Genomic DNA, 25,123 nt, shown 5'->3' with positions numbered 1-25,123 from the left:
CGCCCTGCATCATCGGAGCAAGAAGCTGGTCACCAGGGACGCTCAACGCGGCCCGTTGAAGACGATGGGCGCCGGGTACCCCCGCTGAGGACCCGGTGCCGACCACGGCCACACGCCCGCCCAGCTCGGGCGTGGCCGACCATTCGTCACGATCAGCGGAGTGAATCGCCCGACCCGGCACTCGTCGACCCCAGGGATATCGTCCGGACGGTACGGGCGGTGCAGCTGGCCGATAGCCCGGACCACTACCTTGGTCCGGGATCTCCCCGAGGGGGTGGTCAACATCCACACCCTCGCGTTCTCGTCGTAGACCGCAGCGCTCCGCGCGACCGCCCGAGACCATCTGGCCTTCGGCCACGGTGCCCATCACTGTCTCGGCGCGCCGCTGGCACGGCTGGAGGCACAGATCGCCATCCCCGAGATCTTCGCGCGATCCCGACCATGGCCCTCGCCACCGGAGAGGAGCTCGGCACGACGCCGGGCTTCATATCCAACGGCCATCGCCGCTTTCCGGTCGTGCTGCACGGGAGGTAGTCAACGAGAGTCGCAATGCCGTGTGGGCATATCGGGTCCAGTGACGAGAAAGTCGCGCTTAGCGCGTTATCCGAGCTGGTCGGGGCCTTCCGGTGCCGGTGTTGTGCGGGCATGATCGGATCCAGTTCTGGCCGGGGTTGATTCGAGCGAACTGCGAGCGCGGTTAGCGCCACTGGTTGTTTCATGGGCGGCTGAGCGTGATGAGGGTGCCGTGGAGTACGGCAGACCACCGATCGACTACCGCGCAACGTCGTTTCAGGCAGGAGACTGGAGCAGCGACCGCCGCTGTGAACTGCCTTATCCGGAATCGATCTGAGTGATGACGAGGAGTAGCAGCGTGCGGGATCGGCAATGCATGATCGACGGCATTGTCACCGAGAGACACCGCAAGGCCAGCAAGTACGTCGACGGCTACCCGAAACCGGGCGCAAGCTAGGCGGCGATCGCCGACACCGTGGCGCGCCTGGGGTTCGTGTTCCACCCGACATCAGCCTGACGGAGGATCAGCCTGACGGAAGGGACGAAGGTGTCATCCCGGAGGCTGGTCTGCTCGGCACACGTCTGGATCACCAATGCGCGTCCCAACCAAGCGCGAGAACTTCTCGAAAGCCGCGTCGCACGCTGACCGAACCATTCGATCAGCGGGCCAGGCGGATGGCGGCCTGTCGCACCGCCTCGCGGGTCGATTCGGCGGAATCCGTTGTGCCGGCGTGCATCATGCGGGCCAGTTGGGGAACCGCGTACCACCAGCCGGCAAGGGCTAGGACCGAGAACGCGAGGTCCGCGGCGGAGAGCCCGGTGCCGATCACGCCGCGGTGTTGCGCACCGGCGAAGGCGTCGACCTTCGCGCGGTAGTACTCGGTGCGGGATTCCTCGTCTGGCACCTGGGGCAAGCCGAGCAGACCCTCCCACAGCAGCAGCCTGGTCAGGTGCGGATGCTCGGCGTGGTAGTCGTACACGGCGGCGGCGTAGTCGCCGACAGATTCGGGGCCGTCGAGGTTGTCGAGCGGCACTGCCGCGGCGACCTTGTTGAGTTCGTCGGCCAGCACCGTTGCGAACAGCCGGGGTTTATCGCCGAAGTACGAGTACAGGCGCTCCTTGTTGACCCCGGCGCGTCGCGCGATCCGCTCCATGGTCGTCCCGCCGACGCCGTGGGCGGCGAACTCCGCGGTGGCGGCTTCTTTGAGCTTGCGCTTGGTCTCGTCGGTGTTCCAGGCCATGGTCGGCAAGCATATCCAACGCAAACGTTGCAGTTAGCGCGCGGCGCATCTATCCTCAATTCCAACGCAACCGTTGGAATCGCGACCGCGATGTCGCACATCCCACAGTTCGTCACCAACCCAGGAGGAACGGACCAATGTCCCGTCTGAAATCCGCCGCGTCGGCCGCGGCCATCGTCGCCGTACTCGCCACCGGCGGAACGGCATTCGCACTCAACTCCACCCCGCAGCCCACGAGCACCGACAGCCCCCGAATGGGAAAGGACGCCACATTGCACACGCTGAGGACACCGGTCGTCGACCGAGTGGCAGGCGATCGAGCCGCCGCCGCGCTGCACGGCACCGGGCTCGAGATTCCGGTCGGATGGAATGTCGCCGACGTCCGCGCGGAGCGCCACGACGACCGTGATGTGACCGTCGTTCGCTATCAGCCGGATGGCTACCGCCTCGGCGGCGAGCACGCCGATGTCGTGCTGGACGCCGACGGCACCATAGTGGGCTTCACCCGACTTGCCCTGTCCGCCGACACCGAACTGCCCGACAATTCCGCTAGCGAAGAGATCGCGCGCGATTTCCTGCACCGAACGGCACCCGACTATCTCGCGGGTCTGACCGTCCAATGGGTCGACCGGCACGAGGAGAACCTCACGCTGCCCGACGGCACCATCGCGACCGTCGCGGGAACGAAAGTCAAGATGCGCCACGACAACGGCCGCTACGCCTGGGTCATCGTCGGCCCCGAAGGTGCGGTCCAGACCTTCGAACGCGATATCACCTGGGATTCCGGCCAAGGCCGCCGGAGCACCGAGATGTGGATGCACGATGCATGGATCGCCGCCCACGACGGTGCCGGACCGCAGCCGGAAGCACCCTATGCGCTCGTGAGCTGACCCATCGGTGCTCATCATCGACGGTGCTGACACGCGTGGGCGATTGGCTTAGGCTGCCCTTATCGAGCACGGGGAGGTCGGCGACGATGGGTTTCTGGGAGCACGCGCTGCTGGTCGGTGGTGGCGGCCTGCTGGTACCGACGGCTCTGCTGCTGATCTGTGTGCGTTGGGCGCGTTCGGCTTTCGCCGAGGATTATCCGGACAGCATCCGTGCCGCGCTGCCCGAGTTCGATCGGGTCGAAATCGTCCGCGGCCGGATTCTCGGGCCGCTGTTCCTGATCTCGCTCCTCGCGGTGGTATTGCTGGCGGCCTGGAGTTGGCTGGGCGCCGACGAGGCTCGCGGCTACCCGCACGCCTACGCCATGGCCTTCACGGTGTTCGCGCTCTTCGCCCTGATCGACCTGCTGGTCGTCGATTGGTTGGTCATCTGCTGGTGGCGGCCGTCGTGGGTGCTGATTCCCGGCACCGAGGACGACCCGGCCTGGCGCGACTACCGTTTCCACCTGCGGGCGCAGTTCTCACCGAAGGGGCTGATCGCCCTGGTGGGCCTGCCGGCGGTGATCGCGGGGCTCGCGGTTCTGATTCCGCACTGAGGCGACACTCGGCTCCGCCGACCGGTGCGCCTCCACCCCGCGGCCGCCGATCCGCACATCCGATTGTGCATGGAGCACGAAGTCCGCGGACGATTCCGGCCCGTGGACCCGTTTCGTGCCGGGCGGGTGCTGGTTAGCCTGATACCGCACCTGCCCGCAGGTCATCGGTCATCATCCCGGTTGACCTCTTTCCGTGGTGGCCGGCGGAACAGCGAAACGCCGCCACCCTTCCTGGAGATCCGCTCCGATGTCTTTCACCGCGTACCGTGTTCGACGATCGCCACGCGAGTTGACCACCCGGTCCGTACCGATGTTCTTCGCCCTCACGTTCGTGATCGGGTGGGGTCTGCTGGCCGTACTGCTGGTGTTCACGGAGCAGGTCGAGGCGGTCTTCGGCGCTGTGTCCTACTACAATCCGGTGTTCATCCTGGCCGTGTACTCGCCTGCTATCGCCGGCCTGGCGCTGGTGTGGCGCTGTCACGGTGTGCGTGGCGTGCTCAGTTTCCTCAGGCGATTCGGGCTCTGGCGGATGCCGGCCATCTGGTGGGTGCTGTTGGTGCTCGGGGTGCCGGTCGGCAAGTACGTGAGTGCTGCGCTCAACGGTACGGTGACCGAGTTTCCGATCTCGCCGTGGTATGGCGTTTTCGCGGCGCTGATCCCGGCCTTGCTGATCGGGCCGGTGGAGGAGATCGGCTGGCACGGGGTGGCCCGGCCATTACTGCAACGGCGGTACACGCCACTGACATCGGCCTTGATCGTGGGCGTCTTCTGGGGGTTGTGGCACCTGCCCGCTTTCGCGCTCGCCGGGACCGAGCAGCACGCGTGGTCGTTCGGTCCGTTCTTCCTCGGCGCGCTGGCGCTGTCGGTCCTGATGACGCCGCTGGGCAATGCCTCCGGCGGTAGCATCCTGCTCCCGGCGCTGTTCCATTTCCAGGCGAACGGTCCGGCCTGGCCGGAGGGCCAGCCGTGGGAGAACTACGTCTTCGCGATCGCGGCCGTGCTCGTCGTGCTGCTGAACCGGAACGCGATGCTGCGCCGGACCCGGGACCCAGCGCTCACCGAGGTGCTGATGCCGGCGCAAGGGCCGTCAGGCCGTGCGCGCCCCACCGCCTGCGCGCCGTAACACCCCCGGATTCCGGGCCAAGGCCGGCCCGAGACGCAGCATGAACCAGGTGGTCGCCGGAAGCGGGCGAAGATGTGGTCGCAGCCTGGTGATGCGATCCTGCTCGTCGAGATCCACGATCAGCGCATCGGTCAGTTCGGCGCGTCCCAGCCGCGCCGTGCCGACCACGGCCCGGTGGGAGCCGGTGCCGATCGGCTGCTCCCATCGTGGATCGCGCAGGATGCGGTAGACGGTCCCCAGCACCACACCCACGTCGTCGCGTCCGCGGAAAGTCATGCCCCCGAACAGCGGGGACCGCAGTTCCGCATCGGGGGCCAGCTCGCGGACCATGCCGGCGATATCGCATTCGTGGGTAGCGACCAGGAATCTGCTCAGCGCATCACTCATGGAGCATGACCCTAGGCGAGTCACTTGCGAAAAACAATGGACTAGGCTGGGGTGGTGCCAAAGCAATCATTCGGCGAGATGGCGTGTTCGATCGCTCGGACCGTGGATGTGATCGGTGAACGCTGGACCCTGCTGATCCTGCGTGATCTGTTCGCCGGCGTCGGCCGGTTCGAGGACCTGCGCCGCGACCTCGGCGTGGCACCCAATATCCTCACCGACCGCCTCCAGCGGCTGGAAGAACACGGCATCGTCAGCCGGCGGCGGTACCAGGACCGCCCGGTGCGGCTCGAGTACCACCTGACCGGCAAAGGCCGGGATCTGTTTCCGGTCCTGGCCGCGATCGTTGCGTGGGGTGATCGCTGGGCCGGTCAGCAAACAGGCCCTCCGGCGCTGTTGATCCACGAGCCCTGCGGCCGACCTGCTGACGCCCGGTCGGTGTGCAGTGAGTGCGGCGCGGAGCTGAACGCCGACACGGTCCGTATCGCGCTGGGCCCGGGTGGTCAGCCGGGTCCCGGTACGGCCCTACTGGGCCGCTTCCTGTCCGAATTCGAGAGCCACCCACATGCGGAGACCTCGGCATCATCGCCGCCGAATGGCGCGCTGACTCGGCCTCCCGTTCGATAACGAGCGTGGTGGTCGCGCACCCCGCTGACGCTCATGCCTGCCATTGTGGGGCTGACGAGCATGAGGCGCGCGCAGTGCAGGTCCGGGCGCCGCGATCGCGGGTGCGAACCGGCCGACTCTGGCCGCCCATTCGGCCGCGCTCACCTATGTGCGCGCGTCCTTGTCCGAGGTGGCTGAGGCACTGACAGGCGATCACGGGGTAACCACATCCGCTGGCGCGTGCCGACCGCCATCCGCTGGCTGCCCTTGTTTCGCGCCGAGTGACTGCAGTACCGGTACGGTGTGACGTCATGAACCCCCAATTGGGGCGGGTTCGCCGGGATCACGTGACTGAAGTAGCGTGCCGTCACATGAGTGATGATCTGAAGGGTAAAGCCGCGCTGGTCAGTGGGGCGAGCCGGGGTATCGGGCATGCGGTGGCGGCGGAGTTGCTGTCGCGGGGGGCCAGTGTGCTGATTACCGCGCGTAAGCCGGAGCCGCTCGAAGCGGCGGCTGAGCAGTTGCGGGCGCTGGGGCATCCGGGGAAGGTGCTCGCGGTGGCGGGGAACTCCGGGGATGCCGGGGCGCGGGCGGAGCAGGTGGCCGCGGCGGTGGCCGAATTCGGGTCGCTCGACATTCTCGTCAACAACACCGGGATCAATCCGGTGTACGGCGCGCTCATGGATGCCGACCTGGATGCCGTGCGCAAGATCTTCGACGTGAATGTCGTCGCGGCGCTGGGCTATATCCAGGAGGCGTACCGGGCGTGGATGCGGGACAACGGCGGGGCCGTCGTGAATCTCGCCAGTGTGGCCGGTATCCGCTCCACCGGGGTGATCGCGGCGTACGGTGCGTCCAAGGCCGCGCTCATCCGGCTCACCGAGGAGCTGGCGTGGCAGCTCGGACCGCGTATTCGGGTGAACGCGGTCGCGCCCGGCGTGGTGAAGACGAAGTTCGCCGACGCGCTGTACTCGGCCGACGAGGAGGCCGCCGCCAATGCCTATCCGATGAAGCGGCTCGGCAAGCCGGAGGATGTGGCGGCGCTGGTGGCGTTCCTGGTGTCGGAACAGGCGTCGTGGATCACCGGTGAGACGGTGCGCGTGGACGGCGGGCTGCTGTCCACCGGCGGCATCTGAGGTTCCACAGCGCGGCACGCACCAGGTCGGTGGAGCCTGCTCAATCCAGTTCCGCGAGTTTGCGTTCCAGCACCGCCCGCTCGCGGTCGTTGCCGCACAGTCGAATCGCGTCTTTGAATTCGGTACGCGCTTCGGCGGTGCGGCCCAGCCGGGTCAGTAGCTCGGCGCGCACGGTCGGCAGCAGGTGTGAGGCGGACAGCGTTCCCCCCGAAGCCAATTCGTCGACGATCGGGAGGGCGGCGGCGGGGCCGTGCGCCATGGATACCGCGACCGCGCGGTTCAGGTCCACGATGGGCGAGGGCGTCAGGCGGCCCAGCGCCTCGTAGAGCACCACGACGCGCGCCCAGTCGGTCTCCGCGACCGAGGGCGCGACGGCGTGACATTCGGCGATGGCGGCTTGCAGACCGAAAGCGCCCAGCCCCCTGCCGATCTCGGCGGCGCGGGCCAGGGCGGCCTGGCCGCGGCGGATGGCGGACCCATCCCAGCGGCGGCGGTCCTGGTGTTCGAGCAGGATCGGCTCGCCGTCGGGTCCGGTGCGGGCCGGGAAGCGGGCCGCGGTGAGCTCGAGCAGAGCCAGCAGTCCGTGGGTTTCGGGCTCGGTGGGCACCAGCCGGGCCAGCACCCGCGCGAGACGCCGTGCCTCACTGGCGAGATCGAGGCGGATGAGGTCGTCACCGGAGCTGGCCGACGAGCCCTCGGTGAAGATCACGTAGATCACCGACAGTACCGAGACGACGCGTTCGGCCCGCTTGTCGGCGGACGGAACTTCGAACGGAACCCGGGCCGCCGCAAGGGTTTTCTTGGCCCGAGTTATGCGCGCCTGCACGGTGGCGGTGGGCACCAGGAACGCCTTGGCGATCTCGTCACTGGTGAGGCCGCCCACCACCCGCAGCGTGAGCGCCACCCGCGCGTCCGCCGACAGCACCGGATGGCAGGCGGTGAACATGAGCGCCAGCACATCGTCGTCGATCTGATCGGGATCCCACGGCATATCCGGCTCCTGGTCCGCGGGCGTCGCGCCCGCGACGATGCCGCCCTCCCCCAGCCCGTGCGCGAGGTCGGCGTACCGGTCGTCGAGGGCGGCACGGCGGCGGAAGGTGTCGATCGCGCGCCGCCGCCCGACGGTGAGCAGCCAGCCCGCCGGATTGCGTGGAGCTCCGTCGCGCGGCCAGCTCACCAGCGCCTCGGCCAGCGCCTCCTGCGCGAGGTCCTCGGCCAGCGCGAAATCCCCGGTGTAGCGGGCGAGCGCGCCGACGATCCGGGCGGATTCGATCCGCCAGACCGCGGCGACGCTCTCCCTGCTCGCAACCTCACTCATGCGTTCAGCGCTCGACCGCTCAGAGCTGGCCGGTCTCTTCGCGCCACGCCCGCTCCCGCTTGATCCACTCGTTGTCCTGCGGGAATTCGTCGATGGTGGGTACCCGGCGAATCTCGGTCTTGATGCCCGGGCCGGTCATGGGCATCCGCTTGGCCCATTCGATGGCCTCCTGCTTGGAGGTCACGTTCAGGAGGTAGAAGCCGCCGAACAGTTCCTTGGTCTCGCCGTACGGCCCATCGGTGACCACGGGGGTCTCCGACGAGTAGTCCACGACCACGCTTTCGGCGGCATCCTCGAGCCCCTCGGCGGCGATCAGCACACCCGCCCGGATCAGCTCGTCGTTGAAGCGGCCCACGGTCTCGAGCATCTCGTTGAAGTCGACATCGGCGAACTGGGCGAAGCCCTCGTCGGTGGCGCGCATGATCAGCATGTACTTCATGGTTGTCTCCTCGGTGTCTCGGGTCCCTCTCGAACCCTCTCACCCCAAGGTCGAACGGGCGCGGCATCGAATCGACACGGCGGCGAAATCTTTCGCGACGAATCTCTACAGCGGTGCCGGGCTGTCCAGCCGCAGCACGCAGCGGGTGCCGGAGTAGATGGTCGGCATGCACCGGTTGCAGTGGATACAGGCCGAACGCCGGGTCCGGTCGGCTTCGATGCGCCGCACCAGATCGGGTTCCCGCAGCAGCGCCCGGCCCATGGCGACGAAATCGAAGCCCTCCGCCATGGCCAACCGCATGGTGTCGTGGTTGGTGATGCCGCCGAGCAGGATCAGCGGCATGGTCAGCTCCCGCCGGAACTGGCGGGCGCGGTCGAGCAGATACGCCTCCCGGTACGGGTATTCGCGCAGGAAACCGCGTCCGATGAGCCGGAAGCCCCAGCGCGCCGGGGGCGGCAGCACCTGCGCGAACTCGTGGCGCGGCGCGTCGCCGTGGAAGTACAGCATGGGGTTGAGCAGGGAGCTGCCCGCGGTCAATTCCAGGGCGTCGAGCGCGCCGTCCTGTTCCAGCCAGGCCGCGACCCGCAGTGATTCGGGCAGCCGGAGCCCGGCGCGCACCCCGTCCTCCATATTCAGCTTCGCGATGACGGCGAGCCGGTCACCCACGGCGTCGCGCACGGCGTGGGCGATCTCGCGCGCCAGCCGGGCACGATTGGCCAGCGAGCCGCCGTAGGCGTCCTCGCGCCGGTTGAGCAGCGGGCTGAGGAAGGAGCTCACCAGATAGTTGTGGCCGAAATGGATTTCGATCGCGTCGAATCCGGCTTCCTCGGCGAGCCGGGCCGCGGTGGCGTGCTCGGCGATGACGCCGTGGATCTCGGCCTCGGTCGGGACGTGCATCGGACGCATGCCCAGCGGACTGAACAGGCGGCTGGGCGCGAGCGCGGGCGCGCGGTTGGAAGCGGCGTTGGCGACGGGTCCGGCATGGCCGATCTGCGCACTCGCCAGCGCACCGGCCGCGTGTACGGCGTCGGTGAGCCGCCGCAGTCCCGGTACGGCCTCGGGCCGCATCCAGATCTGATGCCGGTCGGTGCGACCGCCGGGTGCGGTGGCGCAGTAGGCGACGGTGGTGAGTCCGACACCGCCCGCGGCCATTTCGTGATGGAAGGCGATGAGTTCGTCGGTGACGAGCGCGTCGGGGGTGCGGCCCTCGAACGTCGCGGCCTTGATCACCCGGTTGCGCAGCGTGATCGGTCCGAGCCGCGCGGGCGCGAAGATCTCGGTCATGCCCGGCCGCCCGGTGCCGTCAGCCCGGCGACGACGAAATCGCGCAGGGCCGCCACGGATTCCGGAGATACGGTCGTGTCGGTGCCGAAGCGGCTGATGACGAGATCGAAGGCCAGCATCCAGCGCCGACGGCTGTCGGCCGGGGCGAGGTCGGGCAGCAGGCCGACCCACGAATCCATGTGGAACCAATGGCGATTCCACGTCATCGGATACCGGCCCAGCACCAGTTGCGCGAGCAGGCGCAGATGCAGCCGCCCGACCGGATCGCCCGCCAGTTCCACGAACGGCGCGATGACCGCGTCCACCACCGTCGGCACCGAGGCGTGCTCGGTGTCCAGGTCGGTGAGCCGGTCGGCCCAGAGCGGGCCGAGCCGGTCCTCGATGAGCGCGGCGACCAGGGCTTCCTTGGAACCGAAGTGATAGTGCACGGCGGCGGGATTCGCGCCCGCGGCAGTGCAGATCCCGCGCACCGAGACGTCCTCGTAGCGCTCGGTCAGCAGGAGTTTCTCGGCGGCGGCCAGCAGCCGATCGCGGGTGCCCGCCCGGACGGACGTCTTCTCGACCATGAAAGAAGTGAAACACGTTCCAAGCAACGTTTCAATCATTGATTGAAACGACGGGAACCGCTAGCGCCAGAGCAGCGCGGCGGTGGTGTCGCTGTGGCGGTAGCGCAGATACTTCTCCACGGTCTCGGTCGGCACGGCGGCGGTCGCGGTGGCGAAGGTGATCACCAGGAACTCCTTCTCACTGCTGTTGCGCCACTTACCCGTCTCCCAGTGCTCGACGTACATGCCGGGACCGAGCCGCACATCGCCGTCGTCGAACTGGTCGACCGCCGCGGTCGCGGTGGCCGCGTCACCCATGCCCAGAATCAGCTGGGTGAGGATGAGCGCGCCGCCCTCGGCCGACCAGGTCAGCTCCGCGGCGTATTCGCAGCCGAGATTGGTGAGCGTGCCGTTCTCCTCGACGGGGGCACAACTGCTGTCGTCCTTTCCCTGCACCCACTGGGCCTGCAGGGCCACATCGCCGAGCCGGAAGTTCCAGTCGCCGCCGTACTCGGTGTAGCTGAGTTTCGCGCCGGCCGCCGGTGCCGTGGTGGGGGCGGCGGTCGTGGTGCTGGGCGTGGTGGTGGGTGCGGCGGTGGTCGTCGCCGCGGTGGTGGTGGTCGTGGTGGCTGCGGCCTGCTCGTCGTCGTCCTTGCCGGTGACGACCACGACCGCGCCGATCACCAGCCCCAGGGCCGCCACCACGGCGACCGCGAGGGCGATGAGCAGGCCGTTGTTCTTCTTGGGCGGCATCTGCTGATAGCCGGGCGGCTGGTAGCCCTGGCCGAAGTCGGGCTGCTGGTACGCGGCCTGGGGGTCGGGCTGCTGGTAGCCCGGCTGTTGATATCCGGGTTGCTGGTAGCCGGGTTGTTGATGGCCCGGCTGCTGCCACCCCTGCTGCTCCCAGCCCGGCTGACTCGCCTGGGGGCCGGACGGCGGCACCGGCTGCCCCCACCCGGCCGGGTCCTGCTGCGGTTGCTGTCCGTACCCGTACGGGTCCTGCCCAGGTGGGTATGTCATCGCGTTGCTCCTCCCCGATCACTGCTGACCTCGCGACCATACCGAATCAGACAAAACGCGCCCGCACCGAACGCTCCGCGCCGACCGTGATCCAATCACCGGGTGAGCTGCGATCTCCTCGTCTGCGGGCTCGGCCCCGCCGGGCGAGCCCTCGCCCACCGGGCGCTGGCCCGCGGGATGTCGGTCACCGCGATCGATCCGCATCCGGACCGGTGGTGGACCGCCACCTACGCCGCATGGGCCGACGAACTGCCGCCCTGGCTGCCGTCCACCGCCATCGCGGCGACGGTCGCGAACCCCGCCGCCTGGGCGCTGCGCCGCGTCGACCTGCACCGCGCCTACGCGGTGTTCGATACGACGGCCCTGCAACGCTCCCTGGACCTGACCGGGGCGGAGATCGTCGCCGACAGCGTCGTGGAAATCCTTCCCGCCCACCGTGGCCGGCCCGAGAGCGTGCGGCTCGCCTCAGGCTCGGTCCGCACCGCCGAGCGTGTCGTCGACGCCCGCGGGCTGACCCGATCCCCCGCCCGCGCCGAGCAGACCGCCTTCGGCGTCGTGGTCGATCGCGATCCGGAACTCGACACCCTGTTCATGGATTGGCGTCCGGACAACGGCGCGACCGCGGCGGCGCCGCGGTCCTTCCTCTACGCGATCCCGCTGAACGAGCACTCCATGCTGCTCGAGGAAACCTGTCTGGTGGGCCGCCCCGCCCTCGCCACCGCCGAACTCCGCACCCGGCTGCACCACCGCATGCGCTCCCGAGGTATCGCCGTCGGCGCGGACGCGCCGGTCGAGCGGGTGCGGTTTCCCGTCCAGGGCGGTAGACCGGGCCGCCGCGGCTTCGGTGCGGCCGGTGCGCTCATCCACCCGGCCACCGGATACGGCGTCGCCACCGCCCTGCGCACCGCCGACGACCTGGCCGCCGGGCGATCGCTGTGGTCGCCGTCGGCGCGGGCGGTCCATGCCCTGCGGCTGGCGGGCCTGCGCGCCCTGCTCGCCCTCCCCGCAGCGGACGTGCCCGTATTCTTCGACGCCTTCTTCGCGCTGCCGCCGCACCTGCGGCGCGCGTACCTCTCCGGCCGCGACGACCTACCCGGCACGACCGCGGCCATGTCGTCGCTGTTCGCCGCCCTCCCGTGGCGGCTACGGCGCACCCTGGTCGGCGCGACGATCGGCGCTCGCCCGCCGCGCTGACATTGACGTTCATCCGCCGCGCTGACATTGACGCTCGCCCGCTCAGCCGACACGGCGCGCCCGCTGTGCCGACACGGCGCGCCCGCTGTGTCGACACGGCGCTGGCCCGCTGTGCTGATGCGGACGGCGAATCACGCCGACCCGCCGTCTCCCCAGGTCGGCGGCGATTCGCTGAGACAGCGAATCGGACCGAACGTACAGTGGAGGCCATGCGGTCTATCTGGAAGGGCTCGATCGCGTTCGGACTGGTCAATGTACCGGTGAAGGTCTACACCGCGACCGAGGACCACGACATTCGGTTCCACCAGGTCCACGCGGCCGACGGTGGGCGAATCAAGTACGACCGGGTATGCACCGTGTGCGGGAAATCGGTGGCCTTCGCCGATATCGACAAGGCGTACGAATCACCCGAGGGCGATCGCGTGATTCTGACCGATGAGGACTTCGCGAAACTGCCGGTGGCCGAGAAACACGAAATCCCGGTGCTGCAATTCGTGCCCGCCGAGCAGATCGATCCGATTCTGTACGAGAAGAGCTACTACCTCGAACCCGATTCGAGCACCCCGAAAGCCTATGTGCTGCTGGCCAAGACCCTGGAAGAGGTGAACCGGGTCGCGCTGGTGCACTTCACGCTGCGGCAGAAGACCCGCTTGGCCGCGCTGCGCGTGCTCGACGGCGTCCTGCTGCTGCAAACGCTGCTGTGGCCCGACGAGGTGCGTTCGGTGGAATTCGAATCCCTCGACGGCGTGGCCGAGCCGAAGAAGCAGGAGCTGTCCATGGCGGAAACGCTGGTGGACACCATGTCCGACGATTTCGATCCGGGCCTCTACACCGACGAATACCAGATCGAATTGAAGCGCATGCTCGACGAGGCCATCGCCAGCGGCAGCAGCAAGGTCACCCGCGCTCCCGAACCGGCCGCGCCGGAAATGGACGCCGAGGTCGTCGATCTGGTGGCGGCGCTGCAACGCAGCCTCGAGGCGTCGGGGCAGAAGCCGGCCAAGAAGGCCGCGGCCGACAAGCGGACCGAGCCGGCGAAGAAGACCGCCGCCAAGGCCGAGAAGAAGCCCGCGAAGAAGGCTCCCGCCAAGGCCGCCAAGAAGACCGCGAGCAAGCAGACCCGCAAGGGTGCGTGATCGGCGTTCCGCGCCGCTCACCCCGCGTCTACCAGCGCGTTTCGATATCCACCGGCATACCCCTGGCAAACTGACGGGCATGGAATCCGATATAGCCATCGTCCCGATGGGACTCGGCCATCTGCGCCAGGTCATCGACCTCGGTTACCAGGTGTTCGACACCTCCGCCAAGCCCTACACCTCCTGGTCGCTCACCTCGGTGGCCGAGCATCTCGACAGCGCGGGCCGCTCCTGCTGGGTGGCGGTGGACTCGGATCGGGTGGTCGGATTCGTGCTGGCCTCCATGGAGTTCGAACTGCGCGACGACTGGGCCTATCTGGAGTGGATCGCGGTCGCACCGGACATGCAGGGGCGCGGGGTGGCGGGACGGCTCATGACCGCCTGCTGCGACACCCTGTTCAAGCACGGCGCGCGACGCATCGTCACCGATGTGGAGAACCACAACACCGCCTCGGCGAACATGATGCGCAAGAACGGCTTCGCCGAGGGCACCACGGTCACGCTGTTCGTCCGCCCCAATCCCGATGACGACGCGGGCGACGACCAGATCACCCTGGGCCCCGGCACCAAACGCGATCTCATCCGCCGCGGCCGCATCACCGGCGACGGCAGGCACGGCCGCCCGAAGAACTGAGCCCGGCTCGCCACCGGACCGCCCGCCTCCGCCGCCGCGAACCGGCCGTCGAGCCGACTAGCTATCGAGCCGCCAAGCCATCGAGCCGCCAAGCCGACGAGCTATCGAGCCGCCGGGCTGATCGGGCTGTCGGGCCGTCGAGCCATCGAGCCGCCAAGCCATCGAGCCGCCAAGCCATCGAGCCGCCAAGCCATCGGCCCGTCGAGCTGTCGGCCCGTCGAGCTGTCGGCCCGTCGAGCTGTCGGCCCGTCGAGCTGTCGGCCCGTCGAGCTGTCGGCCCGTCGAGCTGTCGAGCCGAACCTGTCGGACCCCTCCCCTACCGTGTCGGCATGACCGTCGCGGACCCGACCATGCTCGCCATCACCGACGCGGTAACCCTTGGGCGTCAAGGGGATACCGCCCGCGCCCGGGAGGCGCTCACCGCACTCTGGGAAGCGGTGGGCGTCACCGGCGACGCGTTGCACCGCTGCACCATCGCCCACTACCTGGCCGATCTGCACGAGCACGCCGCCGACGCGCTCACCTGGGACGTCCGCGCCCTGGACGCGGCGGCCTCGCTGACCGACGAACGCGCCCGGCAGGAGCATTCGGCCCTCACCGTGCGCGGCTTCTACCCGTCGCTGCACCTGAACCTCGCCGACAACTACCGCCGCCTGGGCGCATTCGACACCGCGCACGCCCACCTGGACGCGGCCCGCGCCCGCCTGGACGCCCTCGCTGACGACGGTTACGCCGCGGGTGTGCGCGCGGGCATCTCCCATGTGGAAACCGCGCTGGCCGAGGGATCGACCGAGCGCCTGCCCACTCACTGACGGCGGGGCCGCGTCCCCAGCTGCCGAAGCCGGTGCGCCACCCGCACATAGGCCACCGGCAGTGTGGACGCGACAGTTGAGTACCGGCAGATCCGAGTGCGGCCGACGACGGCAGAACCACCAGTTGCGAGCGCGGCCGGTTCCGACCGCAGCCAGGGTGTCATGCACGGCCGGTTCCAAGCGCGACCGGTTCCGAGCGCGGCCGTGCTCGCCCCGGTGGCAGCTCAGTGATCCGCCGCGCGCGCTCGCCCCTCCCGGAAGAAATCCAGTAGGCCCGCTACGGTGCCGACCTCGTCGCGCGTGCGCATGGCACCGAAGGGGGCGTTCCAGAACTCGCCCGGGCGGCGGGTCCACGGCCCGACATACGCGTACGGTCGCGGATTGTCCCAGTCCCCCGGCGACACCCCGTAGTTCACCTCGTCGACGGCGACGGACAGATCGAAGTGCTCCGGCCACAGCACCGGCCGTTCGGCGGCGAAGCGGCGGAGCGCGGTATCCCCGATGGCGAACCAGTCGTGGACGGTTCCCGCCGCTGTCGAATCCAGGGTGAACGGTTCATCGGGGTCCATATCGGTGCCGTCGGGGTAGAGGCCGCCGGGTGGACCGTCGGCCTCGAATCCGGCGGCGGCGGCCACATCCCGATAGGTGCCGTGCAGGGTGACGCGCCCCCGCGGCCAGACCAGATCGGTGCCCGTCACCGAGACCGGCCACTTGACGCCGGTGAACCCACCCAGCACGATGCGCATTCGAATGGTGCCGAAGCGCCGATACTGCGGTCCCGCGATCAGCAGTTCCGCCGCCGCGTGCAGTGCGAACCGGGTGTCCTCGTAGGTGATGTCGTCCACCTCGAAATCATCTCCGGGGCATCGTGAGCGAGGTGGGGAATTCGGGTGGCGGACACACCGATCACTCCCGGTTGCCCTCGGTGAATCGCACCCGGGAAAGCGAAACGCCGCGCCTTCCGGATATCTCCGGAAGCCCGCGGCGTTCCCTTGTTATTGCTGTCTCACCTGGCGTTATCGGTGCAGGCGGAAAGGATCACCTTCGCCTGCCGCGGCGACGCCGAACCCGCATCCGGGAACGACGGCGCACTTTGACCGAGCACATCGATGGCGGCCTGTTCGGCCTCCACCTTCGTCGCCGCCCACGCCCAGCCGAAACGGGTGTCGGCGCCCTGGGACACCGCACCGCAGGCATTGGCGAAATGCACGACGACCTCACAGTCGCCACCGCCGCATTCGGCGATCGCGGCCGTGTCCGCGGCACCGTAACTGCCGTAGTTCACCGCGTAGGCGACGTTTCCGGAGCTCTTGGACAGCGCCAGAGCGCCGTACAGATCACCGGCGGTGGCGGTGAAACCGCCATCGACCGCCGACGCGGGACCCGCGGCGACGACGCCGAGCGTCGCCATCGACGAGACAGCGAGACCCACACAGGTCTTGCGCAGCAACGACATTCACTTCTCCCCGTGAAGAAAGGCAATAACGGGTGGAATCTTTGCGGAGACCAACCGTTATGTCCAGTTGGCTGGCAATGCGAACAGCAGGTCAAACCCGCCGCATTACCGAGACGACCTTACCCAGGATCACCGCCTCGTCGCCGTCGATCACCTGGTAGGCCGGATTGCGGGGTTCCAGATAGACGTGCCCGCCGGTGCGTCGATACACCTTGACAGTGGCCTCGCCGTCGATCATGGCCGCCACGATCTCTCCGTTGTGCGCCTCGTGCTGTTTGCGGACCACGACGATATCGCCGTCGCAGATGGCGGCGTCGACCATGGAGTCGCCGCGCACGCGCAGCCCGAACACGGTCCCGCGCCCGACCAGCTCGCGCGGCAGCGAGAGCACGTCCTCGGTGTGCTCCTCGGCCAGAATCGGCGTACCCGCGGCGATATCGCCGACCACCGGCACCGGCACCTGCTCCTCGGACTCCGCACGGGCCCGCGGCGCGGAGTGCAGGAACATGCGCACGTCGATGGGCCGCGACATGGTGTCGCTGCGGCGCAGGAACCCCTTCTCCTCCAGCGCGTTCAGATGTTTGGACACCGTGGAGGAGGACTTCAGGCCGACTTCGTCGCCGATCTGGCGGGTATTGGGCGGATACCCGTGCCGCACCACCCAGTCCCGGATCACGGCGAGGATGTGATGCTGGCGCGGCGGTAGCGTCGAGGTGTCGAGATGCTCGAACGCATCGGAGTAGTCGTATCCGGTCACCGGGGCATCCTAATGGCCCGACACCGCGCTACCGGGCGATCACCACGCCCACATCGCCGTCGTAGCGGCGGTAGAGCAGCCGCCCGCGCCGATCGGCGGTATCGGTGCAGAACAGAAACGGCAGTCCGTAGCGGCACAGCCGCGCCGCCGCCTGGTGTTCGGCGAGCACGGGCACCCGGTGCGGATTCATGGTCATGGACAGTTCGTCCATATCGCGCGGCGGCCGCGGGCGCCACTGCCGGGCGAAACGCACCCCGCGCGGCCCGGCCCAGTACACGACCGCGTCCTCACCGGTTTCGGCATCGGTGAACAGGTGGGCGTCGTAGTCCATGGCGTCCATGGTCGCGATCGCCTCGGCCGGATCGCAGCTGCGCACCTCCACCGTCTTGCGCCGGGTGACCGGCCGGTCGTCGCTGACGCCGGCGAGCACGGCCCGCCGTCGATCCGGCATGCGGCGCGCCACCGACCGCTCCACCCGCCGCAGCTGATGATCCAACCGCTCCGCGGCGAAGGTCAGCGCCCAGCCTCCCGAACCGTCGATCTGAGTGCGCACGTCGCCCCGCCCGGTCCGCACATTCGCCTGCACGGTCATCAGTCCGGCACCAGGCCGTTCGACCAACCGCACCCGCGCCGGTTCGTGAATGTGGTGCCGCAGCAGTACCTGTCCGATCATCCGCTCCGCCCGGACGATCTCGGCGAACGACACCTCCCCGACCGCGCTCACCGCCACGTGCGCGTCTCCGACCACCACCGCGTGTGTGTCCACTGACGACGACCACCTTCCCCTGAGCTACGAACCGGTTTGGGCGTACCCATGCCACCACCGGAGCCTCGGGTCTCCTAGGGCCGAAGGTCCCCTCGGGTCCCAGGCATGACCGATAGGTATGCCGCATGTCACATGACCCGCGGGCACTCGGCGCGCATCGCGTGCGCGTCGGTCGGCGGGCTAGAACACGGCCAGCAGCAGCGTCCCGACCAGTGCGCACCCTCCGGCCGACAAAACGGTCAGCGGGAGCAGCCGCCACAGGCCCACGGCGGTGCGCCGGACGAGCAGGTACCCGGCTCCCGCTCCGCAGGCGGCCAGCACGAAGCCACCGCCGGAGACGAGGTAGAACACGCTCGCGAAGGCCGCGTTGAGGGCCTCACCGCCGCCCTCGGCGTAGCCGTCGAAGGGGATGGGGAAACGGAAGGCCAGCGCCGTCAGCGCGGCCGTGAACGGTGCGGCGAAGACGGCCGCGAGCGCACCCCACAGCATGACGGCCAGCAGCGGGATCAGCGAGGTGTCGAGGCGCTCTGTCACTCGCCCATCATGGCCCATGGGCCGAGCGGCACGGCGGGGCACCGACGACAACGGCCCGCCGATGACGTGAAGTCGTCGGCAGGCCGCGTTCGGTAGAAATCACTCCTAGACAGTGAACCCCAAGGCGCGCAACTGCTCCCGGCCATCCTCGGTGATCTTGTCCGGACCCCACGGCGGCATCCAGACCCAGTTGATCTGGAGGTCCTCCACCAGTCCGCTGCGGACCAGGGCATTGCGGGCCTGATCCTCGATCACATCGGTGAGCGGGCACGCCGGTGACGTCAGCGTCATATCGATCTTGGCGATGGACTCCTCGACCTTCAGGCCGTACACCAGCCCGAGATCGACGACGTTGATGCCGAGTTCGGGGTCGACCACATCGCGCATGGCCTCCTCGAGGTCCTCGAGGTGCTGCACTTCCTCGGGGGTCAGCTGCACCTCCGCCTCGGCGGTCGGGGCCTGCTGTTCAGTGTCGCTCATCTCTACTCCCCGTTACCCATCGACTTCGTGGCCTCTTCCGCGGAGGATATCCGCACCACCGCGTCCTTGAACGCCATCCAGCCCAGCAATGCGCATTTCACCCGCGCCGGGTACTTGGCGACGCCCGCGAAGGCGATGCCGTCGCCGATCATGTCCTCATCGCCCTCGACGGTGCCGCGGCTGGTGATCATCTCGTCGAAGGATTCGACCACCTTCAGCGCCTGCTGCACCGGCAGGCCGATGACCTGGTCGGCCAGCACCGAGGTCGACGCCTGGCTGATGGAGCAGCCCTGGCCGTCGTAGGAGACGTCCACGACGTCGCCCTTCTCGTCGATGTGTACGCGCAGCGTCACCTCGTCACCGCAGGTGGGGTTGACGTGGTGCACCTCCGCACCGAACGGCTCGCGGAGGCCGCGGTGGTGCGGGTGCTTGTAGTGGTCCAGGATCACTTCCTGGTACATCTGCTCCATGCGCATGGTCTATGCAACTCCGAAGAAGGTCTGGGCCTTCCGCACCGCGGCCACCAGCGCGTCCACCTCGTCGAGAGTGTTGTAGACGGCGAAGGAGGCCCGCGCGGTCGCGGCCACGCCGAAGCGGCGGTGCAGCGGCCAGGCGCAGTGATGGCCGACGCGGATGGCGACACCCTCGTCGTCGAGAATCTGGCCGACATCGTGGGCGTGGACACCGTCCACCACGAAGGCCACCGCGCCACCGCGGTTCACGTTCTCGGTCGGTCCGATGATGCGGACACCGTCCAGCTTACCCAGCCCGAGCAGCGCCGCCTCGGTGAGCGCATGCTCGTGCGCGGCAACCGCTTCCATGCCGACCGCGTCGAGATACCGCACGGCCGCGCCCAATCCGACGACCTGCGAGGTCATCGGCACGCCCGCCTCGAAGCGCTGCGGCGGCGGCGCGTAGGTGCTCTCCTCCATGAACACGGTCTCGATCATGGAGCCGCCGGTGATGAACGGCGGTGTGTCCGCGAGGATCTCGCGCCGCCCGTAGAGCACGCCCACACCCGAGGGGCCGAGCATCTTGTGCCCGGAGAAGGCGGCGTAGTCGATGCCCAGCTCACGGAAGTTCACCGGCATGTGCGGCACCGACTGGCAGGCGTCGAGCACCACCAGCGCGCCGACCGCCTTGGCCCGGCGCACCAGTTCCGCCACCGGCGCGACGGCACCGGTCACATTGGACTGGTGGCTGAACGCGACCACCTTGGTGGCGGGCGACAACTCCAGCGAATCCAGGTCGATGCGACCGGCATTCTTGTCGTCCTCCCGGCCCCAACCCGTGACGCCGTACCACTTCAGCGTCGCGCCCGTGCGCCGCGCCAGTTCCTGCCACGGCACCAGATTCGCGTGGTGCTCGAGTTCGGTGACGACGATCTCGTCGCCCGGACCCAGTCGGTACGGGAAGCGGTTGTCGGCGAAGGAGTAGGTCACCAGGTTCAGCGATTCGGTCGCGTTCTTGGTGAACACGATCTCGTCGGCGTCCACGCCCACGAAACGCGCGATATCGGCGCGCGCGTTCTCATAGGCGTCGGTGGCCTCCTCGGCCAGCTGATGGGCACCGCGATGCACGGCCGCATTGCGCTGGACGAGGAAGTCGCGCTCCGCGTCCAGGACCTGCGTCGGTCGCTGGGCGGTCGCGCCCGAGTCCAGGTAGACCAGGGGTTTGCCGTCGCGCACCGTACGGCTCAGGATGGGGAAGTCGGCCCGGATGCGGGCGACGTCCAGCACCCCGGCGGACCGGGCGGTGTGCGGCCGGGAATCATGCCCCGTGGCGGTCATGGATATCAGGCTCCTACAGCGGCGGAGGTGAAGCGCACGTAGCCGTTGGCGTCGAGTTCCTCGGCCAGTTCCGGACCGCCCTCGGCGACGATGCGGCCGTTGACGAACACGTGCACGAAGTCCGGCTGGATGTAGCGCAGGATGCGGGTGTAGTGGGTGATGAGCAGGACGCCGCCGTCCTCTCGCTCCTTGTAGCGGTTCACGCCCTCGGAGACGATGCGCAGCGCGTCCACGTCCAGACCGGAGTCGGTCTCGTCCAGGATGGCGATCTTCGGCTTCAGCAGGCCCAGCTGCAGGATCTCGTGGCGCTTCTTCTCACCGCCGGAGAAGCCCTCGTTCACCGAGCGCTCGCCGAAAGCCGCGTCGATCTCCAGCTCGGCCATGTTCTCCTTGACTTCCTTGACCCACGTGCGCAGCTTGGGGGCCTCGCCGCGCACGGCGGTGGCGGCGGTGCGCAGGAAGTTCGACATGGAGACGCCCGGAACCTCGACCGGGTACTGCATGGCCAGGAACAGGCCCGCCCGCGCCCGCTCGTCCACCGACATCTCCAGCACGTCCTCACCGTCGAGGGTGATGGAGCCGGAGGTCACGGTGTACTTGGGGTGACCCGCGATGGCGTAGGACAGCGTCGACTTGCCGGAGCCGTTGGGACCCATGATGGCGTGGGTCTCACCCGAGCGGACGGTCAGGTTGACGCCGTTGAGGATGGCCTTGGCCTCGCCCTCGGGGGTGGTGACCTCGACGTGCAGGTCCTTGATTTCCAGGGTGGTCATCGAATTCGGATTCCTTTGCGGGGTGGGAAAGTTCGTCTTATACGCCGACAGCGGCGAGCTCGGCCTCGATGGCCGCCTCCAGCCGCTCCCGGACCTCGGGGACCGCGATCTTCTGGATGATCTCGTGGAAGAAGCCGCGCACCACCAGGCGGCGCGCCGTCTCCTCCGGAATGCCGCGAGCGCGCAGGTAGAACAGCTGCTCGTCGTCGAAACGGCCGGTGGCCGAGGCATGTCCGGCGCCGACGATCTCGCCGGTCTCGATCTCCAGGTTCGGCACCGAGTCGGCGCGCGCGCCGTCGGTGAGCACCAGGTTGCGGTTCACCTCGTAGGTGTCGGTGCCCTCGGCGGCGGCGCGGATGAGCACATCGCCCACCCACACGGTGTGCGCGTCGGGCTTGGCCGAGGCCGGATCGCCCTGCAGCGCACCCTTGTACTGCACGTTCGACTTGCAGTTGGGCTGCGAGTGGTCGACCAGCAGGCGCTGTTCGAAGTGCTGGCCGTCGTCGGCGAAGTACAGGCCGAGCAGTTCGGCGTCGCCGCCGGGACCGTCGTAGCGCACGTTCGCGGTGAGCCGCACCAGGTCGCCGCCGAGGGTGACATTGGTGTGGCGCAGGGTGGCGTCGCGGCCCAGCCGGGGGTGGTGCGCGGTGGCGTGGACGGCGTCGTCGGCCCAGTCCTGCACCGCGACCACATTCAGCCGGGCGCTGTCGCCGAGCACGAATTCCACGTTGTCGGCGTAGGTTCCGCTGCCCCGGTAGTCGAGCACCACGGTGGCGGCGGCGAAGTTGCCGAGCCGGATCTGCACGTGCCCGAAAGCGGTCTTGCCCGCGCCCGGACCGGTGATGGTCACGGTGACCGGTTCGGCCACTTCGGTTTCCGCGCCGACCGACAGGACGGTGGCCTGCTCGAAGCCCGAGTACGCCTGGGCGGCGACCCGATCGGTGGGCACACCGCCCTGACCGAGGCGGCTGTCGGTGCGGTCCACGGTCTCCACCGTGACACCGGCGACCTCACTCACCTCGACGGTGGCCGCGCCGTCGCGCACCGCGCTGCCGTCGTGCAGGCCGCCCAGGCGGCGCAGCGGGGTGAAGCGCCACGCCTCGTCCTTGCCCGAGGGCACCTCGAAGGCGTCCACGTCGAAGGAGGCGAACACCTCACCCTTGTTGACGGCGGGGGGCCGTACTTCCGCGGCCTCCGCAACGTTCTCGACGGCCATCAGCCGACGGCTCCTTCCATCTGCAGCTCGATCAGGCGGTTCAGTTCCAGGGCGTACTCCATCGGGAGTTCCTTGGCGATGGGCTCCACGAAGCCGCGCACCACCATGGCCATCGCCTCGTCCTCGGTCAGACCGCGGCTCATCAGGTAGAACAGCTGATCCTCGGACACCTTGGAGACCGTGGCCTCGTGGCCCATGGTCACGTCGTCCTCGCGGATGTCGACGTAGGGGTAGGTGTCGGAGCGGGAGACGTTGTCCACCAGCAGCGCATCGCACTTGACCGTGGACTTGGACGCGTACGCGCCCTTGTTCACCTGCACCAGGCCGCGGTAGGAGGCGCGGCCGCCGCCGCGCGCCACCGACTTGGAGATGATGTTGGAGGAGGTGTGCGGCGCCAGGTGCAGCATTTTCGCGCCGGTGTCCTGGTGCTGGCCCTCGCCCGCGAAGGCGATGGAGAGCACCTCGCCCTTGGCGTGCTCACCGGTCATCCACACCGCCGGGTACTTCATGGTGACCTTGGAGCCGATATTGCCGTCGACCCATTCCATGGTCGCGCCCGCCTCGGCCTTGGCCCGCTTGGTGACCAGGTTGTAGACGTTGTTCGACCAGTTCTGGATGGTGGTGTAGCGGCAGCGGCCGCCCTTCTTCACGATGATCTCCACCACCGCGGAGTGCAGCGAGTCCGAGCTGTAGATCGGCGCGGTGCAGCCCTCGACGTAGTGCACGTAGGCGTCCTCGTCGACGATGATCAGCGTGCGCTCGAACTGGCCCATGTTCTCGGTGTTGATCCGGAAGTAGGCCTGCAGCGGAATGTCGACGTGCACGCCCGGCGGCACGTAGATGAACGAGCCGCCCGACCACACGGCCGAGTTCAGCGCGGAGAACTTGTTGTCACCGGAGGGGATCACCGAGCCGAAGTACTGCTGGAAGATCTCCGGGTGCTCGCGCAGACCGGTGTCGGTGTCGAGGAAGATGACGCCCTGGGACTCCAGGTCCTCGCGGATGGAGTGGTAGACGACCTCGGACTCGTACTGCGCGGCGACACCGGCGACGAGGCGCTGCTTCTCCGCCTCCGGGATGCCGAGCTTGTCGTAGGTGTTCTTGATGTCCTCGGGCAGATCCTCCCAGGACGCGGCCTGCTTCTCGCTGGACCGCACGAAGTACTTGATGTTGTCGAAGTCGATGCCGTCGAGGTTGGAGCCCCAGTTCGGCATGGGCTTCTTGTCGAAGATGCGCAGGGCCTTCAGCCGGAAGTCGAGCATCCACTCGGGCTCGTTCTTCTTCGCCGAGATATCGCGCACGACCTCCTCGGACAGGCCGCGCTTGGCACCGGCGCCGGCGACATCCGTGTCTGCCCAGCCGTAGCCGTACTTGCCCAGGGAGGCGATGGTCTCCTCCTGGGTGAGGGGCGGGGCCTGGGCTGCGTCATTCTCGCGGCTCGCCGCAGCGGTCGTCGTCATTCGGCACTCCTTCCGGAGTCGTTCGTCGATGTCGTCGCGGGCTGTGCGACGGGTTCTTCAGCGGTATTCGGTGTGGGGGTCAGCGCCCCGGCGGTGCCGGGTGTCAGCACGGTGAGGGGTACGTGGGTGGTGCAGGCGCAGTCGCCGTTGGCGATGGTCGCCAGCCGCTGCACGTGGGTGCCCAGCAGTTCGCGGAACGCCTCCAGTTCGGCGGCGCACAGTTCCGGGAACTCCTCGGCCACGTGCGACACCGGGCAGTGGTGCTGGCAGATCTGCACGCCCGCACCGACCTCCCGCGTGGAGGCCGCGAATCCGGCGGCGCTGAACGCCTCCGCGATCTCGTCGGCCTTGGCGGCCGTCTCCTCCGGCGTATGCCGGGCCAGACGGTCGATACCGGCGACGATCGTGCCGACCCGCTTGCGCGCGAAGTCGACGATGGCCTTGTCGCCGCCGATCTCGCGCAGCTGTCGCATCGCGGCACCGGCGAGGTCATCGTAGGCATGCCCCAACCGGCCTCTGCCCTGGGCCGTCAGCTGGAACTGCTTGGCGGGACGGCCGCGCCCCTTCTGCTGCCACGGCGCGGAGCGGGCGGCACGCGCCTCCCCCGACTCGATGAGCGCATCGAGGTGCCTGCGCACCCCCGCCGGGGTCAGGCCGAGCCGCTTGCCGATGGCGGTGGCGGTGATCGGTCCTTCCTCGAGCAGCAGCTTCACGACGGCTTCGCGGGTATGTCCTTCGCCTGCGGGTTCGGACACCGCAGCAGACCGGGCGCCCTGCTGGCGCCCGGTGCCTGCTTCCGCATTCCGCAAACCCATGGTTTTCACAACACCAGTGTGACGGAATTCCTTCCCGGGTTCTAGTAAGGGTCACCTGACTTGGAGGGGGTTGAGACTGTGAACCTCCGCACACGGGAAATGGGGGCGGTCCGGCCGGAAGCCGCGGCGGCGCGAACGCGGGCACGAGCGGATCAAGATTGCGAGCAATTCGCCCGCGACCGCCGGACCGGCCGCGAACCGCCATCCG

At 68.5% G+C, this 25,123-nt stretch carries 28 protein-coding genes; 9 read left to right on the top strand and 19 right to left on the bottom strand.

The features are described from left to right. Positions 1 to 1,172: 1,172 nt before the first annotated feature. Positions 1,173 to 1,754: a TetR family transcriptional regulator gene (locus QMO76_RS16665; protein ID WP_306362208.1), complete on the bottom strand. Its 582-nt coding sequence runs from the start codon at positions 1,752 to 1,754 to the stop codon at positions 1,173 to 1,175. Between the two features lie 137 nt (positions 1,755 to 1,891). Between QMO76_RS16665 and QMO76_RS16660 the strand changes: the two genes are divergently transcribed. The 3 genes from QMO76_RS16660 (at position 1,892) to QMO76_RS16650 (ending at position 4,360) form a co-directional block, all read left to right on the top strand. Next, positions 1,892 to 2,644: a hypothetical protein gene (locus QMO76_RS16660; RefSeq protein WP_306362207.1), complete on the top strand. Its 753-nt coding sequence runs from the start codon at positions 1,892 to 1,894 to the stop codon at positions 2,642 to 2,644. 86 nt (positions 2,645 to 2,730) lie between these two features. Continuing rightward, a complete protein-coding gene (locus QMO76_RS16655) occupies positions 2,731 to 3,237 on the top strand; it encodes a hypothetical protein (RefSeq protein WP_306362206.1) in 507 nt (168 codons plus the stop codon). A 310-nt stretch (positions 3,238 to 3,547) separates the two neighbouring features. Continuing rightward, entirely contained in the window at positions 3,548 to 4,360 is an 813-nt protein-coding gene (locus QMO76_RS16650) for a CPBP family intramembrane glutamic endopeptidase (RefSeq protein WP_306362205.1), read from the top strand. Here QMO76_RS16650 and QMO76_RS16645 read toward each other — a convergent pair. Continuing rightward, entirely contained in the window at positions 4,325 to 4,747 is a 423-nt protein-coding gene (locus tag QMO76_RS16645) for a nuclear transport factor 2 family protein (RefSeq protein WP_306362204.1), read from the bottom strand. The genes QMO76_RS16650 and QMO76_RS16645 overlap by 36 nt on opposite strands. Before the next feature lie 78 nt (positions 4,748 to 4,825). On the opposite strand from QMO76_RS16645, the gene QMO76_RS16640 reads away from it, so the two are divergent. Continuing rightward, positions 4,826 to 5,371 (top strand): helix-turn-helix domain-containing protein, encoded by a 546-nt coding sequence (locus QMO76_RS16640; protein WP_306362203.1) that lies wholly within the window; start codon positions 4,826 to 4,828, stop codon positions 5,369 to 5,371. A 350-nt stretch (positions 5,372 to 5,721) separates the two neighbouring features. Continuing rightward, complete coding sequence (locus QMO76_RS16635) at positions 5,722 to 6,486, top strand: SDR family oxidoreductase (RefSeq protein WP_306362202.1); 765 nt, start codon at positions 5,722 to 5,724, stop codon at positions 6,484 to 6,486. 40 nt (positions 6,487 to 6,526) lie between these two features. On the opposite strand, the gene QMO76_RS16630 is transcribed toward QMO76_RS16635, so the two are convergent. The 5 genes from QMO76_RS16630 to QMO76_RS16610 form a co-directional block, all read right to left on the bottom strand. Then, the gene (locus tag QMO76_RS16630) at positions 6,527 to 7,804 is read right to left on the bottom strand and encodes an RNA polymerase sigma factor (RefSeq protein WP_306362201.1); all 1,278 of its coding nucleotides are present in this window, start codon (positions 7,802 to 7,804) and stop codon (positions 6,527 to 6,529) included. A 19-nt stretch (positions 7,805 to 7,823) separates the two neighbouring features. Next, entirely contained in the window at positions 7,824 to 8,243 is a 420-nt protein-coding gene (locus tag QMO76_RS16625; protein WP_306362200.1) for a YciI family protein, read from the bottom strand. A gap of 105 nt (positions 8,244 to 8,348) precedes the next feature. Then, positions 8,349 to 9,527, bottom strand: coding sequence for an NADH:flavin oxidoreductase (locus QMO76_RS16620; RefSeq protein WP_306362199.1), 1,179 nt, complete (start codon positions 9,525 to 9,527; stop codon positions 8,349 to 8,351). Next, positions 9,524 to 10,093: a TetR/AcrR family transcriptional regulator gene (locus tag QMO76_RS16615; protein ID WP_306362198.1), complete on the bottom strand. Its 570-nt coding sequence runs from the start codon at positions 10,091 to 10,093 to the stop codon at positions 9,524 to 9,526. The genes QMO76_RS16620 and QMO76_RS16615 overlap by 4 nt, the downstream gene beginning before the upstream one ends. A gap of 60 nt (positions 10,094 to 10,153) precedes the next feature. Further along, on the bottom strand, positions 10,154 to 11,092 hold the full coding sequence (locus QMO76_RS16610) for a hypothetical protein (RefSeq protein WP_306362197.1): 939 nt from the start codon (positions 11,090 to 11,092) through the stop codon (positions 10,154 to 10,156). A 102-nt stretch (positions 11,093 to 11,194) separates the two neighbouring features. Here QMO76_RS16610 and QMO76_RS16605 point away from each other — a divergent pair, with 102 nt between their 5' ends. From QMO76_RS16605 to QMO76_RS16590, 4 genes are all read left to right on the top strand, one after another. Beyond that, the gene (locus QMO76_RS16605; protein ID WP_306362196.1) at positions 11,195 to 12,286 is read left to right on the top strand and encodes a lycopene cyclase family protein; all 1,092 of its coding nucleotides are present in this window, start codon (positions 11,195 to 11,197) and stop codon (positions 12,284 to 12,286) included. A 209-nt stretch (positions 12,287 to 12,495) separates the two neighbouring features. Beyond that, complete coding sequence (locus tag QMO76_RS16600) at positions 12,496 to 13,422, top strand: Ku protein (RefSeq protein ID WP_306362195.1); 927 nt, start codon at positions 12,496 to 12,498, stop codon at positions 13,420 to 13,422. A 79-nt stretch (positions 13,423 to 13,501) separates the two neighbouring features. Then, the gene (locus QMO76_RS16595) at positions 13,502 to 14,056 is read left to right on the top strand and encodes a GNAT family N-acetyltransferase (protein ID WP_306362194.1); all 555 of its coding nucleotides are present in this window, start codon (positions 13,502 to 13,504) and stop codon (positions 14,054 to 14,056) included. Positions 14,057 to 14,385: 329 nt separating this feature from the next. Continuing rightward, on the top strand, positions 14,386 to 14,868 hold the full coding sequence (locus QMO76_RS16590) for a hypothetical protein (RefSeq protein WP_306362193.1): 483 nt from the start codon (positions 14,386 to 14,388) through the stop codon (positions 14,866 to 14,868). 224 nt (positions 14,869 to 15,092) lie between these two features. Here QMO76_RS16590 and QMO76_RS16585 read toward each other — a convergent pair whose 3' ends face one another. The 12 genes from QMO76_RS16585 to QMO76_RS16530 all read right to left on the bottom strand — a co-directional run bounded on the left by QMO76_RS16585 (position 15,093) and on the right by QMO76_RS16530 (position 24,915). Continuing rightward, entirely contained in the window at positions 15,093 to 15,713 is a 621-nt protein-coding gene (locus QMO76_RS16585; RefSeq protein ID WP_306362192.1) for a hypothetical protein, read from the bottom strand. 161 nt (positions 15,714 to 15,874) lie between these two features. After that, the gene (locus QMO76_RS16580) at positions 15,875 to 16,324 is read right to left on the bottom strand and encodes a DUF4189 domain-containing protein (protein ID WP_306362191.1); all 450 of its coding nucleotides are present in this window, start codon (positions 16,322 to 16,324) and stop codon (positions 15,875 to 15,877) included. Positions 16,325 to 16,415: 91 nt separating this feature from the next. Further along, complete coding sequence (gene lexA / locus QMO76_RS16575; RefSeq protein WP_306362190.1) at positions 16,416 to 17,081, bottom strand: transcriptional repressor LexA; 666 nt, start codon at positions 17,079 to 17,081, stop codon at positions 16,416 to 16,418. Positions 17,082 to 17,109: 28 nt separating this feature from the next. Continuing rightward, a complete protein-coding gene (locus QMO76_RS16570) occupies positions 17,110 to 17,847 on the bottom strand; it encodes a sigma 54 modulation/S30EA ribosomal C-terminal domain-containing protein (RefSeq protein WP_306362189.1) in 738 nt (245 codons plus the stop codon). A 180-nt stretch (positions 17,848 to 18,027) separates the two neighbouring features. Continuing rightward, positions 18,028 to 18,381, bottom strand: coding sequence for a hypothetical protein (locus tag QMO76_RS16565; protein ID WP_306362188.1), 354 nt, complete (start codon positions 18,379 to 18,381; stop codon positions 18,028 to 18,030). A gap of 105 nt (positions 18,382 to 18,486) precedes the next feature. Continuing rightward, positions 18,487 to 18,861, bottom strand: coding sequence for a metal-sulfur cluster assembly factor (locus QMO76_RS16560; RefSeq protein ID WP_306362187.1), 375 nt, complete (start codon positions 18,859 to 18,861; stop codon positions 18,487 to 18,489). 2 nt (positions 18,862 to 18,863) lie between these two features. Next, the gene (gene sufU, locus QMO76_RS16555; RefSeq protein ID WP_306362186.1) at positions 18,864 to 19,337 is read right to left on the bottom strand and encodes a Fe-S cluster assembly sulfur transfer protein SufU; all 474 of its coding nucleotides are present in this window, start codon (positions 19,335 to 19,337) and stop codon (positions 18,864 to 18,866) included. 3 nt (positions 19,338 to 19,340) lie between these two features. Continuing rightward, positions 19,341 to 20,651 carry a cysteine desulfurase gene (locus QMO76_RS16550; protein WP_306362185.1) on the bottom strand — a complete coding sequence of 437 codons (1,311 nt, stop codon included), beginning with the start codon at positions 20,649 to 20,651 and terminating at the stop codon, positions 19,341 to 19,343. A gap of 5 nt (positions 20,652 to 20,656) precedes the next feature. After that, positions 20,657 to 21,424 (bottom strand): Fe-S cluster assembly ATPase SufC, encoded by a 768-nt coding sequence (sufC, locus tag QMO76_RS16545; RefSeq protein ID WP_306362184.1) that lies wholly within the window; start codon positions 21,422 to 21,424, stop codon positions 20,657 to 20,659. Between the two features lie 37 nt (positions 21,425 to 21,461). Beyond that, complete coding sequence (gene sufD, locus QMO76_RS16540; protein ID WP_306362183.1) at positions 21,462 to 22,640, bottom strand: Fe-S cluster assembly protein SufD; 1,179 nt, start codon at positions 22,638 to 22,640, stop codon at positions 21,462 to 21,464. Continuing rightward, entirely contained in the window at positions 22,640 to 24,100 is a 1,461-nt protein-coding gene (sufB, locus tag QMO76_RS16535; RefSeq protein ID WP_306362182.1) for a Fe-S cluster assembly protein SufB, read from the bottom strand. The genes sufD and sufB overlap by 1 nt, the downstream gene beginning before the upstream one ends. Beyond that, on the bottom strand, positions 24,097 to 24,915 hold the full coding sequence (locus QMO76_RS16530) for a metalloregulator ArsR/SmtB family transcription factor (protein ID WP_306362181.1): 819 nt from the start codon (positions 24,913 to 24,915) through the stop codon (positions 24,097 to 24,099). The genes sufB and QMO76_RS16530 overlap by 4 nt, the downstream gene beginning before the upstream one ends. Positions 24,916 to 25,123: the final 208 nt, after the last annotated feature.

It is taken from the genome of Nocardia sp. CC227C, from assembly GCF_030767025.1.
GTDB lineage: Bacteria > Actinomycetota > Actinomycetes > Mycobacteriales > Mycobacteriaceae > Nocardia.
Note: the sequence above shows the minus strand (reverse complement) of the source record. Positions and strands in the feature narration are given on the sequence as shown.

Excerpts from the sequence above, each read along its gene's own strand:
- sufU (WP_306362186.1), bottom strand. The coding sequence starts at position 19,337 with ATGCGCATGGAGCAGATGTACCAGGAAGTGATCCTGGACCACTACAAG.
- QMO76_RS16630 (WP_306362201.1), bottom strand. The coding sequence starts at position 7,804 with ATGAGTGAGGTTGCGAGCAGGGAGAGCGTCGCCGCGGTCTGGCGGATC.
- QMO76_RS16610 (WP_306362197.1), bottom strand. The coding sequence starts at position 11,092 with ATGACATACCCACCTGGGCAGGACCCGTACGGGTACGGACAGCAACCG.
- QMO76_RS16600 (WP_306362195.1), top strand. The coding sequence starts at position 12,496 with ATGCGGTCTATCTGGAAGGGCTCGATCGCGTTCGGACTGGTCAATGTA.
- QMO76_RS16625 (WP_306362200.1), bottom strand. The coding sequence starts at position 8,243 with ATGAAGTACATGCTGATCATGCGCGCCACCGACGAGGGCTTCGCCCAG.
- QMO76_RS16660 (WP_306362207.1), top strand. The coding sequence starts at position 1,892 with ATGTCCCGTCTGAAATCCGCCGCGTCGGCCGCGGCCATCGTCGCCGTA.
- QMO76_RS16650 (WP_306362205.1), top strand. The coding sequence starts at position 3,548 with ATGTTCTTCGCCCTCACGTTCGTGATCGGGTGGGGTCTGCTGGCCGTA.
- QMO76_RS16550 (WP_306362185.1), bottom strand. The coding sequence starts at position 20,651 with ATGACCGCCACGGGGCATGATTCCCGGCCGCACACCGCCCGGTCCGCC.
- QMO76_RS16560 (WP_306362187.1), bottom strand. The coding sequence starts at position 18,861 with ATGAGCGACACTGAACAGCAGGCCCCGACCGCCGAGGCGGAGGTGCAG.
- QMO76_RS16620 (WP_306362199.1), bottom strand. The coding sequence starts at position 9,527 with ATGACCGAGATCTTCGCGCCCGCGCGGCTCGGACCGATCACGCTGCGC.
- sufB (WP_306362182.1), bottom strand. The coding sequence starts at position 24,100 with ATGACGACGACCGCTGCGGCGAGCCGCGAGAATGACGCAGCCCAGGCC.
- QMO76_RS16640 (WP_306362203.1), top strand. The coding sequence starts at position 4,826 with ATGGCGTGTTCGATCGCTCGGACCGTGGATGTGATCGGTGAACGCTGG.
- sufC (WP_306362184.1), bottom strand. The coding sequence starts at position 21,424 with ATGACCACCCTGGAAATCAAGGACCTGCACGTCGAGGTCACCACCCCC.
- QMO76_RS16530 (WP_306362181.1), bottom strand. The coding sequence starts at position 24,915 with ATGGGTTTGCGGAATGCGGAAGCAGGCACCGGGCGCCAGCAGGGCGCC.
- QMO76_RS16655 (WP_306362206.1), top strand. The coding sequence starts at position 2,731 with ATGGGTTTCTGGGAGCACGCGCTGCTGGTCGGTGGTGGCGGCCTGCTG.
- QMO76_RS16615 (WP_306362198.1), bottom strand. The coding sequence starts at position 10,093 with ATGGTCGAGAAGACGTCCGTCCGGGCGGGCACCCGCGATCGGCTGCTG.
- QMO76_RS16595 (WP_306362194.1), top strand. The coding sequence starts at position 13,502 with ATGGAATCCGATATAGCCATCGTCCCGATGGGACTCGGCCATCTGCGC.
- QMO76_RS16645 (WP_306362204.1), bottom strand. The coding sequence starts at position 4,747 with ATGAGTGATGCGCTGAGCAGATTCCTGGTCGCTACCCACGAATGCGAT.
- QMO76_RS16635 (WP_306362202.1), top strand. The coding sequence starts at position 5,722 with ATGAGTGATGATCTGAAGGGTAAAGCCGCGCTGGTCAGTGGGGCGAGC.
- QMO76_RS16580 (WP_306362191.1), bottom strand. The coding sequence starts at position 16,324 with ATGTCGTTGCTGCGCAAGACCTGTGTGGGTCTCGCTGTCTCGTCGATG.
- QMO76_RS16590 (WP_306362193.1), top strand. The coding sequence starts at position 14,386 with ATGACCGTCGCGGACCCGACCATGCTCGCCATCACCGACGCGGTAACC.
- QMO76_RS16665 (WP_306362208.1), bottom strand. The coding sequence starts at position 1,754 with ATGGCCTGGAACACCGACGAGACCAAGCGCAAGCTCAAAGAAGCCGCC.
- sufD (WP_306362183.1), bottom strand. The coding sequence starts at position 22,640 with ATGGCCGTCGAGAACGTTGCGGAGGCCGCGGAAGTACGGCCCCCCGCC.